Genomic DNA, 12,943 nt, shown 5'->3' on the forward strand with positions numbered 1-12,943 from the left:
TCGCATGGCTATCTCCAAGCACACTCCCGCACTGTTCAACGAAGGCCTGCCGGACCCGCGCCTGCAGCAGTTCCGCATGCGCCGCCTGCAGGTGCACAACTGGGGCACCTTCAACGGCCTGACCGAAGTGCCGATCGCCGAGCGCGGCTTCCTGTTTGTCGGCCGCTCCGGCTCGGGCAAGTCGACCCTGCTCGATGCCATGTCCGCGCTGCTGACGCCGCCGGCCATCGTCGACTTCAACGCCGCTGCGCGTGAAGCCGAGCGCAGCGGCCGCGACCGCAACCTGGTGTCCTACGTGCGTGGCGCGTGGGCTGACCAGCAGGACAGCGGCACCGGCGAAATCGCCACCCAGTACCTGCGCAAAGGCGCCACCTGGACCGCACTGGTGCTGGAATACCGCGCCGGCGATGGCCGCGTGGTCAGCCTGGTGCGCCTGCTCTGGATCTCCGGCAACGGCACCTCGGCCGGCGATGTGCGCAAGCACTACATGATCGCCGAGCGCCCGTTCGACATCGCCAAGGATCTCGGCGGCTTCGACCTGGACCTGCGCAAGCTCAAGCAGAAGCTGTCCGACCTGCACCACTTCGACACCTTCTCCGGCTACGCCGAGCGCTTCCGCGACCTGCTCGGCATCGACAACGAGATGGCGCTGCGCCTGCTGCACAAGACGCAGTCGGCGAAGAACCTGGGAGACCTCAACGTCTTCCTGCGCGACTTCATGCTCGACACGCCGAAGACCTTCGACGCCGCCGAGCGCCTGGTCAGCGATTTCGCCGAGCTTGATGGCGCACACCAGGCGGTGGTCACCGCCCGCCGCCAGGTGGAAACCCTGCTGCCGGCGCGCGCCTACTACAACGACCTGAAGGAAATGCACCGCCGGCGCGGTGACGACGAAGCCTTGAAACTTGGCGTCGACAGCTTCCGCGAGAGCCGCCGCCAGGCGCTGATCGAGGCGCGCCTGCGCGAGATGGACGTGCGTGACCGCGGCCTGCTTGGCGAAGAAGCCCAGCGCCGTGCCGCACTGGACAATCACACCGAGCGCCTGGCCGAACTGGAGCTGCAGCGCCGCCAGCAGGGCGGTGAGCGCATCGAGGAACTGGAACGCGAGCAGGGTCGTGCCGAAGCTGAGCGCGACCGGCGCCAGGCCAAGCGCGAGCAGGCACGCCAGGCGGCACAGCAGCTGGGGGCCGAACTGCCGGACGACGCGCACGGTTTCGCCGAACTGGTCGAGCGCGCGCAGAACGAGCTGCAGGATCGCCAGCGTGCCTCCTCGGCACTGGACGATGCGATCAGTGATCGCCTCGGTGGCAAGCGCGATGACGAGCGCCGTTTCGGCGAAGTCCGTGCCGAACTCGAAGCGATGCAGCGCACACCGTCCAACATCCCGGCGCCGATGCAGAAGCTGCGTGCGCGCCTGGCCGAAGAGACCGGCATCGCCGAGGCAGCGTTGCCGTTCGTAGGTGAACTGATCCAGGTCCGCGCGGAAGAGCAGGGCTGGCAGGGTGCCATCGAGCGCGTGCTGGGCGGTTTCGCGCTGTCGCTGCTGGTCGACGACAAGCACTACAACGATGTTGCCGAGTGGGTGAACCGCACTCACCTGGGCATGCGCTTCACCTACTACCGCGTGCGCCGCAACGATGATGCGTTCGCGCGCGAACCCTCGGCGAAATCGCTGCTGCACAAGCTTGAACTGCGCGAGCATGTGTTCGAAAGCTGGCTGCGCCGCGAGCTGGGCAAGCGCTTCGACTACGAATGCGTGGATGCCAAGCAACTGCGCAACGTCGACCGCGGCATCACCCGCGAAGGCCAGGTCAAGCATCCCGGTGACCGTTTCGAGAAGGACGACCGCAGTGCAGTGGGCGACCGCCGCCGCTGGATCCTCGGCTTCAACAACCACGACAAGGTCGGTGCCTTCGAGCGCGAAGCCCAGGAACTGGCCAAGCGCATCGCCAGCTGCGAGACCGACATCGCGCGCCTGCGCGGGCAACGTGACCGCGACAACGAACGCCGCCTGGCCTGCCACGAGCTGGTCAGCATCAGCTGGAACGAGATCGACATCGCCGCTCCGCAGCAGCGCCTGAGCGATATCGAAGCCACCCTGCGCGACCTGCGCGAAGGCAACGCCGATCTCGCCAGGCTGGCCAAGCAGATCGACGCCGTGCGTGCGGATATCGAACAGGCACGCCGCACCTATGAGGACGTTCGCGTCGAACGCGGCCAGCTGGTCAAGGAGCGCGACCGTCTCGATCGCGCCCGCCAGCAGAGCCGTGCACTGGTGCTGCCGACCCTGGCCCAGGAGCAGGAGGCCGGGCTTGCCGAGCGCCTGCAGGAGCAGGGTCCGCTCAGCCTGGAAACGCTCGAAGCGCACATGCGCCAGGTCAGCAACGCGCTGAACGAGCAGCTGTCGTCCTCGCAGCAGGACCTCAACCGCATCGAGAACCAGCTGATCGGCTGCTTCCGCCGCTTCATCCAGCAGTGGCCGGAGGAGTCGGGTGACTTCACCGTCTCGGTGGCCTCGGCCGAGGACTTCCTCGCCCGCCTCGAACGCCTGGAACGCGATGGCCTGCCGCAGCACGAAGAGCGCTTCTTCGATCTGCTGCAGAACCAGAGCAAGAACAACCTGCTGGCCCTGCAGCGCCACAGCGCCGAAGCCCGGAAGTCGATCGGACAGCGCCTGGATGAAGTGAATGCCAGCCTGGAGCAGGTGCCGTTCAACCGTGGCACGCTGCTGACCATCGAACTGAGCGACCGCCGCCTGCCGGAAGTCGCCGAGTTCCACCTGCAGCTGCGCGAGGTGCTGTCGCAGCAACAGACCGAGCAGCGTGAACTGGCCGAATCGCAGTTCACCGTGCTGCGCCAGCTGGTCAACCGACTGGGCTCGCAGGAAGGCGAGGACAAGCGCTGGCGCGAGCTGGTGCTGGACGTGCGCATGCACGTGGAGTTCATCGGCGTCGAGCTGGATGCGGAAACGCGCCAGCAGGTCGAGATCTACCGTAGTGGCGCGGGCAAGTCCGGTGGCCAGCGCCAGAAACTGGCCACCACCTGCCTGGCGGCAGCGCTGCGCTACCAGCTCGGCGGCGCCGACAGCCAGCTGCCCAGCTACGCGGCGGTCGTGCTCGACGAGGCCTTCGACAAGGCCGACAACGAGTTCACCGCGCTGGCGATGAACATCTTCGACAACTTCGGCTTCCAGATGGTGGTCGCCACCCCGCTGAAGTCGGTGATGACGCTTGAACCGTTCATCGGCGGCGCCTGCTTCGTCGAAATCAGCGGCCGACACGACTCCGGGGTGTTGCTGATCGAGTACGACGAAGAAGGCAAGCGCCTGAAGCTGCCCGAGCGCAGTCGCCAGCAGGCCAACGAACCGGAAGAAGCCGAGGCCTGAGCGCCTCGGTCCATCTACCTGTAGAGCCGAGCCATGCTCGGCTGCTCTTCGCGACCTGAAACAACGTGCCAACCAAGGTTGGCACCTACCATTTCATAACGTCCCTCACGAACCGCGGAACGTGTCCCACGCCATCCGCGCGATCAGCACCACCACCAGCCCCACGAACAGCTTGCGGATGAACGGCGTGCCGCCCTTCAACGCCAGGCGCGTGCCCACCACCGAACCGATGATGTTGGCTGCGGCCATCGGCAGCGCGAACAGCCACAGGATGTTGCCGGTTGGTACGAAGAACGAGATCGCTGCCACGTTGGTCGCCAGGTTCACGACCTTCGATGCCGCTGACGCGCGCAGGAAATCCAGCCCGAAGAAGCGTACGAACAGGAAGATCAGGAAGCTGCCGGTACCCGGCCCGAAGAATCCATCGTAGAAGCCGATCGCCGCACCGATCGCCAGTGCGATCACCAGCTCGCGGCGGCCGATCTCCTGTGGCCGGTGCAACGCGCCGAAGTCCTTCTTCCACAGCGTGTAGGCCAGCATCGCGATCAGCAGGACCAGCACCAGCGGGCGCACCGCGTCCTTGGGCAGCAGGCTTACCGCAGTGGCCCCGGCGAAGGAGAAGATGAAGGCGGTACCGGCCGCGAACAGTACCGGCTTCCACGGGAAACGCACGTTGCGCGCGTAACGCCAGGCAGCCGCACCGGTACCGAACATCGAACTGAACTTGTTGGTGCCGAACAGCATCGCCGGTGTCTGCTGCGGCAGCACCGTGAACAGTCCCGGCAGCTGCACCAGGCCACCGCCACCGACGGCGGCATCCACAAGACCGGCGATGAAGGCGATCACCACCAGCCACCACAACTCGGGGGGAACCAGTTCCAGCACGGCGATCAATCAAGGTGGGGGCGCGACAGCATACGCCCTTCGCCGATGGATGCTGGCGGCGCTCCGCGCGACAATGCGCGCATGAGCCGAAAACCTGCCGATCCCTGTCCCTGCGGGCTACCCGCGGAGTACGCCGCCTGCTGTGGCCGTTTCCATGCCGGCGACACCGTCCCCGACGCCGAACGCCTCATGCGTTCGCGCTACAGCGCGTACGTGCGGGGCCTGGCAGGCTACCTGCGCCAGAGCTGGCATCCGGACACGCGTCCGGTCGAGTTGTCGCTGGATGACGCGCCCGGGCAGCGTACGCACTGGCTGGGCCTGACCGTCCATGAGCACACCGTCACCGGCGCTGACAGCGCCGAGGTGAGGTTCACCGCCCGCTACCGGGTAGGCGGCGGCAGCGCGGTGAAGATGACCGAACACAGCCGCTTCCTGCGCATCGACGGTCGCTGGTACTACCTCGACGCAGTCTGAGCCTCAGCCCGCTGTCCGGCGTTCGCCCGGATCTGGTTGCGGCCGCCGTCCTTGGCTGCGTACAGCGCCCGGTCGGCGGCCTTGACCACCGCTGCCGGGCGCGGGTCCACAAGGCTGTCGGCCAGGCCGATGCTCACCGTCACCTGCACCACCGGGCCGCTGCCGCCGCGCCCGCGTTGCTGACGCCCGGCGTCATCGTCGCGGCTGCGGGTGCTGCGGTCGCGCAGCTGCATGCGGGTGTCCTCGATGCTCTGCCGCAAGGCTTCCACGGCATCCATGCAGGCGTCGGCCGGCTGGCCCAGGAACACCACCGCGAACTCCTCGCCGCCGTAGCGGAACGCACGGCCACCATCACCGACCCGCGCCAGCCGCGAGGCCACCAGGCGCAGCACGTCGTCGCCGGTGTCGTGGCCGTGGGTGTCGTTGAACAATTTGAAGTGGTCCACGTCCACCATCGCGATGCTGTAGGTGCCGCGCGCCCGTTGCAGGGTCTCATTGAAGGCGCGGCGCCCCGGCAAGCCGGTCAGTTCGTCGCGGAACGCCATGTGGAACGACTCCTGCAGCATCGCGCCCAGCATCAGCAGCAGGGCCGCACTGGCCAGCGCAGGCAGCAGCACCGGCTGCAGGAAGACCCTCGGCAGCATCCACCACAGGCACAGCAGCGCCAGCAACATAGCCGTGTGCAGCGGCCGCGGAAGGCGCCATGCCTGCCAACCCAGCGCCGCCGTGGCCAGCAGGAACAGCAGCGCCGGCAGCTGCGCCAGCGCGTTCCAGTCGGCCGGGATCCACGCCCAATGACGGTTCGACAGCAGATCATGCATGCCGCGCGGCTGCTGCGCGGCCAGCAGCAGGAAGATCAGCAATGCCGTACTGCTGGCGACGGAGCGCAACAGCAGGTCGTGCCTGCGCCGCCCACGCTCCGGCCACAACGACAGGCCGGCGAACAGCAATGGCAGCCACGCCGAGATGGCATGGAAGCGCAGCGGTGTCAGCGCGCTGACATGGCCGCTGCGCAGGTAGCCGCCGACATCCTGGTGCAGCAGCGCGAACATGACTGCCACCACCAACAGCAGGCAGAGCGCACGCACCTGGTGGTAGAGAAGGGCCAGGCCGGCACTGAGGCAGGCCAGCAGCCAGGGCAGAACGCGTTGGCCCGGACTGGCCACGTCTTCGTTGCCCAACGCCGCCCACAGCACCACGGCAACCAGCACGGCGGGCAGCACGAACAGGTAGTGCGCAGGCTGGCGGAGCGGATGCAGGGGCAATCAGGAATTCCAGCGCGGTGACGACGCGGCCGCAGCATTGCCGTTAGCGGCGTTCGGGGCGGCTTCTTGAATGCGGCAGGCCCATCCATGTGAACGAAGTGACGCCGGACCATGACATCGCACTCACCCGCCGGCACCGATGCTGTCGGCATGGACAGCGTACCCGCCGCCGTCGCTGCCCCGCAGCACGATCTCGCCCACCAGTTCGCACGCGTGCGTGCGCGCAGCATGCAACTGGCCGGCCCGCTCAGCGCCGAGGACGCCATGCTGCAGAGCATGGCCGATGCCAGCCCCAGCAAGTGGCACCTGGCCCACACCACCTGGTTCTTCGAACGCTTCGTGCTGGCCGGCTTCCCGGCTGCGCCTGCACATGACCCTGCATGGGACTACCTGTTCAACAGCTACTACAAGAGTATCGGCCCCGCCCATGCCCGGCCGCAGCGCGGCCTCCTCTCACGGCCCTCGCTGCAGCAGGTGCATGACTATCGCCAGCAGGTCGATGCACAGGTGCAGTCGCGGCTATCGGCAGGTGACCTGGACCCACACGCGCTGCACAACCTGCAGCTCGGCCTGCAGCACGAACAACAGCATCAGGAGTTGTTGTTGACCGACATCAAGCACGCGTTCTGGTGCAATCCGCTGCAGCCGGCCTACCGCGAGGACCTGCCCACCCCCCCTGGCGCTGCCAGTGCACAGGGCTGGATCGAATCACCCGAGCGCATCGTTACCGTCGGCGCTGCAGCCTGGCCGCAGCACGCTGCGTTTGCCTACGACAACGAATCGCCGCCGCACCGCGTGCTGCTGCCGGCACATGCTCTGGCCGAACGTCCCGTCAGCAATGCCGAGTACCGTGCTTTCATCGATGCCGGCGGCTACCGCGAACCGCGCTGGTGGCTCAGTGAAGGCTGGGCGTTGCGTGAAGCCGAGGACTGGCAGCACCCGCTGTACTGGGATGACACCCTGCAGCGCGAATACACCCTGGGCGGTTGGCGCGAGCTGGATCCGCACGCGCCGGTCTGCCATCTCAGCTACTTCGAGGCCGATGCCTGTGCCCGCTGGGCCGGGGCACGCCTGCCCAGCGAGTTCGAGTGGGAGGCCGCGGCCGCGTCTCAGGCGGTGCGGGGCCACTTTGCGGATGACGATCACCTGCACCCGCAGGCGGGGCAGGGCAGCGGCCTGCGCCAGCTGTTCGGTGATGTCTGGGAGTGGACTCACAGCGCGTATGGCGCCTATCCCGGCTACCGCCCTTTCGCGGGCAACCTCGGTGAGTACAACGGCAAGTTCATGTGCGGCCAATGGGTGCTGCGCGGCGGCAGCTGCGTCACGCCACGGGGCCATGTGCGCGCCAGCTATCGCAATTTCTTCATGCCGCCGGCGCGCTGGCAGTTCTCCGGACTGCGCCTGGCCAGGGACCTCACATGAGCACCGTGCACGACGCGCTGCAGGCGTTGACCGACCTCACCCCCGGCCGCCAGCAGATCCTCACCGACGTGGTGGCCGGGTTGTCGCGGACACCGCGCCAGCTGCCATCCAAGTATTTCTACGATGCACGCGGCTCACGCCTGTTCGAGCAGATCACGCAGACCTGCGAGTACTACCCCACGCGTACCGAGCTGGCGCTGCTGGCGCGGGTGCTGCCGGACATCGCCCGCAGCGTCGGTCCTCATGTTCATGTGGTGGAGCTGGGCAGCGGCAGTGGCCGCAAGACCGCGCTGCTGCTGGCGGCACTGCAGGACCCCGTGGCCTACACCCCCATCGAGATCTCGCGCGCCGCGCTGCTGTCCAGCATCGACCATCTGGCCCCGGCGCTGCCGGACGTCGAGATGCTGCCGGTCTGTGCCGACTTCACCCGCGCGGTCGCCGTCCCGGCACCGGAACGCGAGCCTGCGCGGCGCCTGTTGTTCTTCCCGGGCTCCACGTTGGGCAATTTCGTCGAAGAGGATGCCGTCGCACTGCTGCGCGCGATGCGCCAGACCATGGGCCGCGATGGCCTGGCCCTGGTCGGCATCGATCTGCACAAGGACCCGGCATTGGTCGAAGCCGCCTACAACGATGTGCAGGGCATCACTGCTGCATTCACCCTCAACCTGCTGGCGCGCCTGAACCGCGAGATCGGCAGCGACTTCGATCTGGACGGCTTCCGCCACCGCGCCCGCTACAGCATCGCGCGGCTGCGCATCGAAACCGATCTGGTCAGCCAGCGCGCACAGGACGTCCGTCTGGATGGCCGCACCTTCCACTTCCAGGCCGACGAGCCGATCCGCGTCGAATACAGCCACAAGTACACCGACGACAGCTTCGAAGCGTTGCTGCTGCCAGCGGGCCTGCAGGTCGTGCGGCGCTGGGATGCTGAAAGCCCGGCCTATGGCCTGCGCCTGCTTCGCGCCCTTTAGCCGCCGCCAGCCCGCGCTGCTTCAGGTTCGCCTACGCTGCGCCTAAGATGGCCCTGCAACGGCAACACGGAGGACGCCATGCCCATTCTGACCACGCTCGGCCTGGCGGCCGTGCTCGCCGCGGCACCCGCTTCGACAGCAGCGCCTGCGGCCAGCAGCGATGCCGCTTTCAGCCGCTGCCTGGCCGTCCTGCAATCGACAGCCGCCAGCCAGGGCATCAGTGCCGACCGCTTCAATGGGATTATCGCCGGGCTCACCCCCGATCCCAGCGTGCTCGGCCTGCTCGACGCGCAGCCGGAATTCACCACGCCGATCTGGGACTACCTGGCCGCGCTGGTCGATCGCCAGCGCGTGGACGATGGGCGCGTCCTGCTGCAGCAGCATCGGGCCCTGCTTGATCGGGTGTCGGCCCAGTACGGCGTCGATCCGGCCACCATCGTCGCGGTCTGGGGCGTGGAGAGCGACTACGGCCGTGTGTTCGGCAAGCGCCCGCTGCTGCAGTCGCTGGCCACGCTGTCCTGTGCCGGCCGCCGCCAGCCCTTCTTCCGTGGTGAGCTGCTGGCCCTGCTCAAGTTGATCGACCGCGGCGACCTGCAGGCACAGGGGCTCACCGGTTCCTGGGCCGGCGCCTTCGGGCATACGCAGTTCATGCCCAGCACCTATGCACGCATCGCCGTGGACGGTGATGGCGATGGCCGCCGCGATCTGGTCGGCAGCATTCCCGATGCGCTGGCCTCCACCGCCAATTACCTCAAGCGCGCCGGCTGGCGCAGCGGAGAGCCGTGGGGCATGGAAGTGCGTATCCCGCCCGGTTTCGACGCCAGCCAGGCCGGGCGCACCCAGCGTCGGGCGCTGGCCGACTGGCGTGCGCAAGGTGTGACCGCATTGGATGGCAGCGCGTTGGCCCCGGCCAACCTGCCTGCCGACGCGCGCGCGGCCCTGCTGCTGCCGGCGGGCGGCAAGGGGCCGGCGTTGCTGGTGTTCCGCAACTACGACGCGATCTACAGCTACAACGCTGCCGAAAGCTACGCGCTGGCGATCGCCACCCTGGCCGACCAGCTGCGTGGCGGCACGGGCCTGGCCACGGCCTGGCCGACCGATGATCCCGGTATCGGCCGCGATGAGCGCCGCCAGCTGCAGACCCTGCTGCTGGCCCGCGGCCACGACATCGGAAGCGCCGACGGCATGATCGGTACGGCCACGCGTCGCGCCATCCAGGTCGAGCAGCAGCGCCTGGGCTGGGCCAACGCAGATGGGCGCGCGGGACAGCGTATCCTTCGCACTCTGCAGAACGCGCCGCGCACTGCACCGGTGCCCACGCGTTTCATGCTTCCCAGCAACTACAGTGCCGTGCAATCGCCGGCCATACGGAGTCGATCCCACGTGCAGCAGATCCAGGGTGTACGCAGCGGGCAGTACCAGGGGCTCGATGCCTGGCTGGTGGAAACCGGCGACGCCAGCGCGGCCATCAGTGTGTTTGGCGGCCAGCTGCTTTCCTTCGTGCCCAAGGGCCAGCCGGATCTGATGTGGCTGTCCCCCCGGCGCGCCGAACTGCCCACGCCGATCCGCGGAGGCAGCCCCGTCTGCTGGCCGTACTTCGGCCGCCAAGGCCAGGGCAACGACGTGCCCGCCCACGGTTTCGTCCGTACCGTGCCGTGGGAACTGCAACAGGCCCGTCGCCTGGACGACGGCAGCATCGAGCTCACGCTGGCACCCCCGGTGCTGCAGAGCCTGGACCTGCGATTGAGGATGACTGTGCGCGTAGGCCGCCAGTTGACCCAGCGACTGATCACCGAGAACGTCGGCAGTTCCCCTGCCAGCATCACCCAGGCGCTGCACAACTATTTCCGCGTGGGTGATGCCAGCGCGGTGGATGTGGACGGCGTGGACGGACTGGACTATCTGGACAAGTTCGAGAACTATGCGACGCCGCGTCGGCAGCAGGGCGCCTGGACGTTGCGCGATCCCCGTGATCCCGGGCGCAGCGACCGCATCTACACGCAGGCCAAGGGTCACTATGTCCTGCGTGATCCGGTGCTGAAACGCCGCATCGACATCCGTACGGAAGGAAGCCGCTCGCTGGTGGCGTGGAATCCCGGTGCCGAGGCTGCAGCGAAGATGGCAGATGTGGGTGAGGGCTGGCGCGACTACGTCTGCCTGGAAGCGGCCAACGCCGGACCCGACGTGGTGACCCTGCCGCCGGGTGGCAGCCATGTGCTGTCACAGACATTGTCCGCGGCACCGTGGACACCGGTAACCCGGTAACGAATCAACGCAGCAAGGATGTTTTCATGCAGGACGCACAGTGGTGGTACGCCAACAGCAGGCAGAGCGAAGGACCGGTGGACCTGGCCGCCCTGCGTCGCCTGCAGCAGGACGGCACGGTGACGGCACGCACGCTGCTGTGGCGCGAAGGCATGCCCTCGTGGCGCCCCTTGGCGGAGCTGGAACAGGATTCAACGCCCATCGAGATGGCGCCGGCTCCGGATATCGACACAGCCCCACCGGTTGAGGTCGTTGCGCCAAGTGTCGGCGATCCGTCCGATCCGTATCGAGCCCCCGCCGCTGCACCGGATACGGCTGCCGCCGCGGGGCTGGAGGGCGAGATGGCCTTGTACGGTAGCGTGGTCGGCGGCAACTTCCCGATCTATCGCCAGCGCTGGCGACTGGATCAGGGCATTGCCACCGCCAGTGGAACCTGGCACTGGCCGGCCTTCCTGCTCGGCCCGATCTGGATGATGTACCGCAGGATGTACCGCCTGGCGGCAATGTGGGTCGGCCTGCTGCTGCTGATCAGCGTGGTGGAGACCTTGCTGGATGTGCCCGAAGGCGTGTCGCTGGTCATCACCATCGCGCTCAGCGTCACCACCGGCACCTTTGGCAACACCTGGTACCTGGCACACTGCCAACGCCTGATCGCCCAAGCCCGTGCCGTCAGCGGCGGCGATGACGCACGGCTGCGCAGCGAGCTGACCGCACGCGGCGGCACCAGCGTGGTCGCCACACTGGCCGCCATCGTCATCTCGGTGGTGTTGAGCACCGTCGGCGCCGCACTGGCGGGGTAGGACAGGTCAGCGGCCCTGACGCGGCCGCAGCACCAGCAGGCACAGCGCACCGGCCACCAGGCCCCAGAACGCCGAACCGATGCCGGCCAGTGAGACGCCGGAGGCGGTGACCAGGAAGGTGACCAGTGCCGCCTCGCGGTCCTGCTCTACTGCCAGCGCACTGGCCAGGCTGTTGGCGATGGTGCCGAACAACGCGATACCGGCCACGCAGGCCACCAGCTCCTTTGGGAAAGCCGCGAACAGGGCGGCCACGGTGGCACCGAACAGCCCGATGACAATATAGAAAGCCCCAGCGGCCATGGCGGCGGTGTAGCGCCGTGCCGGATCCTCGTGCGCATCACGGCCCATGCAGATCGCGGCCGTGATCGCGGCCAGGTTCAGTGCGTAGGCACCGAACGGCGCCAGCAATGTATTGACCACGCCGATCCAGCCGATCAGCGGCGACACCGGCGCGTCATAGCCGGAGGCACGCATCACTGCCACACCGGGGATGTTCTGCGAGGCCATGGTGACCACGAACAGGGGCAGGGCGATGCCGGCTACCGCAGTCCAGGACAGGGACGGGGTCACCCATTGCGGCACCGCCAGCTGCAGCTGCACCTGCTGTGCGTGCAGCAGGTCACGGCTGGCTGCGACCGCGATGCCGACCAGCAGTGTGGCGATGACTGCATAGCGCGGGAACAAGCGGCGTCCCGCCAGCCAGGTGGCGAACATTGCCACTGCCAGTACCAGTTGGGAATTCATGGCCACGAACACGTCCAGACCGAAGCGCAGCAGCACGCCGGCCAGCATGCCGGCGGCCAGCGCCATCGGCACCCGCTGCATCAATCGTGCGAACACCCCGGAGAAGCCTGCCAGCATGCCAAGCACCGCAGCGAGCAGGAATGCGCCGGTGGCTTCAGCGAGCGAGTCGCCACCAGCACCGACCACCAGCATCGCCGCGCCCGGTGTCGACCATGCGGTCACCACCGGCACGCGATAGCGCAGCGACAGCCCGATGCAGGTGACACCCATGCCCAGTCCCAGTGCCCACATCCATGAGGCGATCTGTGCCTGGTCGGCACCGACAGCCTGTGCGGCCTGGAACACGATCACTGCGGAACTGGCGAAGCCGACCAGCACGGTGATGAAGCCGGCGACCACGGCCGGCACTGAAAGGTCGCGCCACCATGCTTGCCGCACCTGCATGTTCATTGCCGTCTCTCCTTGTTGCATCCGTGCATTGATAGCCGTTGCGGCGTTGACCGCGCAACGCGCGGGCAACGCCGCAGTGATCTTCGAGCGTACGTCATGCCTGAAGTCGCGGCGCTTCTGTCATCACCATGAAAAAAAAGCCTTGACGGAATCTGCAGGATCTCTAGAATTCGCCCCCTTGCTGCAACGCATCGCTTCCTCGGAAACGGCACGCGATCAGCAACGCCATCACCGGCGAACGAGTTGATCGAACGAAGGTGTTGACGGACTCGAAAAGTCCGG

At 67.4% G+C, this 12,943-nt stretch carries 9 protein-coding genes; 6 read left to right on the plus strand and 3 right to left on the minus strand.

Features of this window, described 5'->3' with window-relative positions; translation table 11 throughout:
* Positions 1–4 precede the first annotated feature (4 nt).
* Positions 5–3,385 carry an ATP-binding protein gene (locus ACTXG9_RS15005; RefSeq protein ID WP_021202048.1) on the plus strand — a complete coding sequence of 1,127 codons (3,381 nt, stop codon included), beginning with the start codon at positions 5–7 and terminating at the stop codon, positions 3,383–3,385.
* Between the two features lie 105 nt (positions 3,386–3,490).
* On the opposite strand, the gene ACTXG9_RS15010 is transcribed toward ACTXG9_RS15005, so the two are convergent.
* Complete coding sequence (locus ACTXG9_RS15010; RefSeq protein WP_019658763.1) at positions 3,491–4,270, minus strand: sulfite exporter TauE/SafE family protein; 780 nt, start codon at positions 4,268–4,270, stop codon at positions 3,491–3,493.
* 81 nt (positions 4,271–4,351) lie between these two features.
* Between ACTXG9_RS15010 and ACTXG9_RS15015 the strand changes: the two genes are divergently transcribed.
* Positions 4,352–4,744: a YchJ family protein gene (locus ACTXG9_RS15015; RefSeq protein ID WP_026346891.1), complete on the plus strand. Its 393-nt coding sequence runs from the start codon at positions 4,352–4,354 to the stop codon at positions 4,742–4,744.
* On the opposite strand, the gene ACTXG9_RS15020 is transcribed toward ACTXG9_RS15015, so the two are convergent.
* Complete coding sequence (locus ACTXG9_RS15020) at positions 4,726–6,009, minus strand: GGDEF domain-containing protein (RefSeq protein WP_288042057.1); 1,284 nt, start codon at positions 6,007–6,009, stop codon at positions 4,726–4,728. The two genes, ACTXG9_RS15015 and ACTXG9_RS15020, sit on opposite strands and share 19 nt — an antisense overlap.
* Positions 6,010–6,159: 150 nt before the next feature.
* On the opposite strand from ACTXG9_RS15020, the gene egtB reads away from it, so the two are divergent.
* The 4 genes from egtB to ACTXG9_RS15040 all read left to right on the plus strand — a co-directional run bounded on the left by egtB (position 6,160) and on the right by ACTXG9_RS15040 (position 11,467).
* On the plus strand, positions 6,160–7,431 hold the full coding sequence (gene egtB, locus ACTXG9_RS15025; RefSeq protein WP_019658761.1) for an ergothioneine biosynthesis protein EgtB: 1,272 nt from the start codon (positions 6,160–6,162) through the stop codon (positions 7,429–7,431).
* Positions 7,428–8,402, plus strand: a complete 975-nt coding sequence (egtD, locus tag ACTXG9_RS15030; RefSeq protein ID WP_021202049.1) for an L-histidine N(alpha)-methyltransferase — start codon at positions 7,428–7,430, stop codon at positions 8,400–8,402. Before egtB ends, egtD begins: the two co-directional genes overlap by 4 nt.
* A 78-nt stretch (positions 8,403–8,480) precedes the next feature.
* Positions 8,481–10,667 carry a lytic murein transglycosylase gene (locus ACTXG9_RS15035; protein WP_227852623.1) on the plus strand — a complete coding sequence of 729 codons (2,187 nt, stop codon included), beginning with the start codon at positions 8,481–8,483 and terminating at the stop codon, positions 10,665–10,667.
* Between the two features lie 26 nt (positions 10,668–10,693).
* The gene (locus ACTXG9_RS15040) at positions 10,694–11,467 is read left to right on the plus strand and encodes a DUF2628 domain-containing protein (RefSeq protein WP_058983096.1); all 774 of its coding nucleotides are present in this window, start codon (positions 10,694–10,696) and stop codon (positions 11,465–11,467) included.
* Positions 11,468–11,473: 6 nt separating this feature from the next.
* Here ACTXG9_RS15040 and ACTXG9_RS15045 read toward each other — a convergent pair whose 3' ends face one another.
* Positions 11,474–12,661, minus strand: coding sequence for a benzoate/H(+) symporter BenE family transporter (locus ACTXG9_RS15045; RefSeq protein ID WP_021202051.1), 1,188 nt, complete (start codon positions 12,659–12,661; stop codon positions 11,474–11,476).
* Positions 12,662–12,943 lie beyond the last annotated feature (282 nt).

The sequence above is a fragment of the Stenotrophomonas maltophilia group sp. LNF247 genome, from assembly GCF_054083135.1.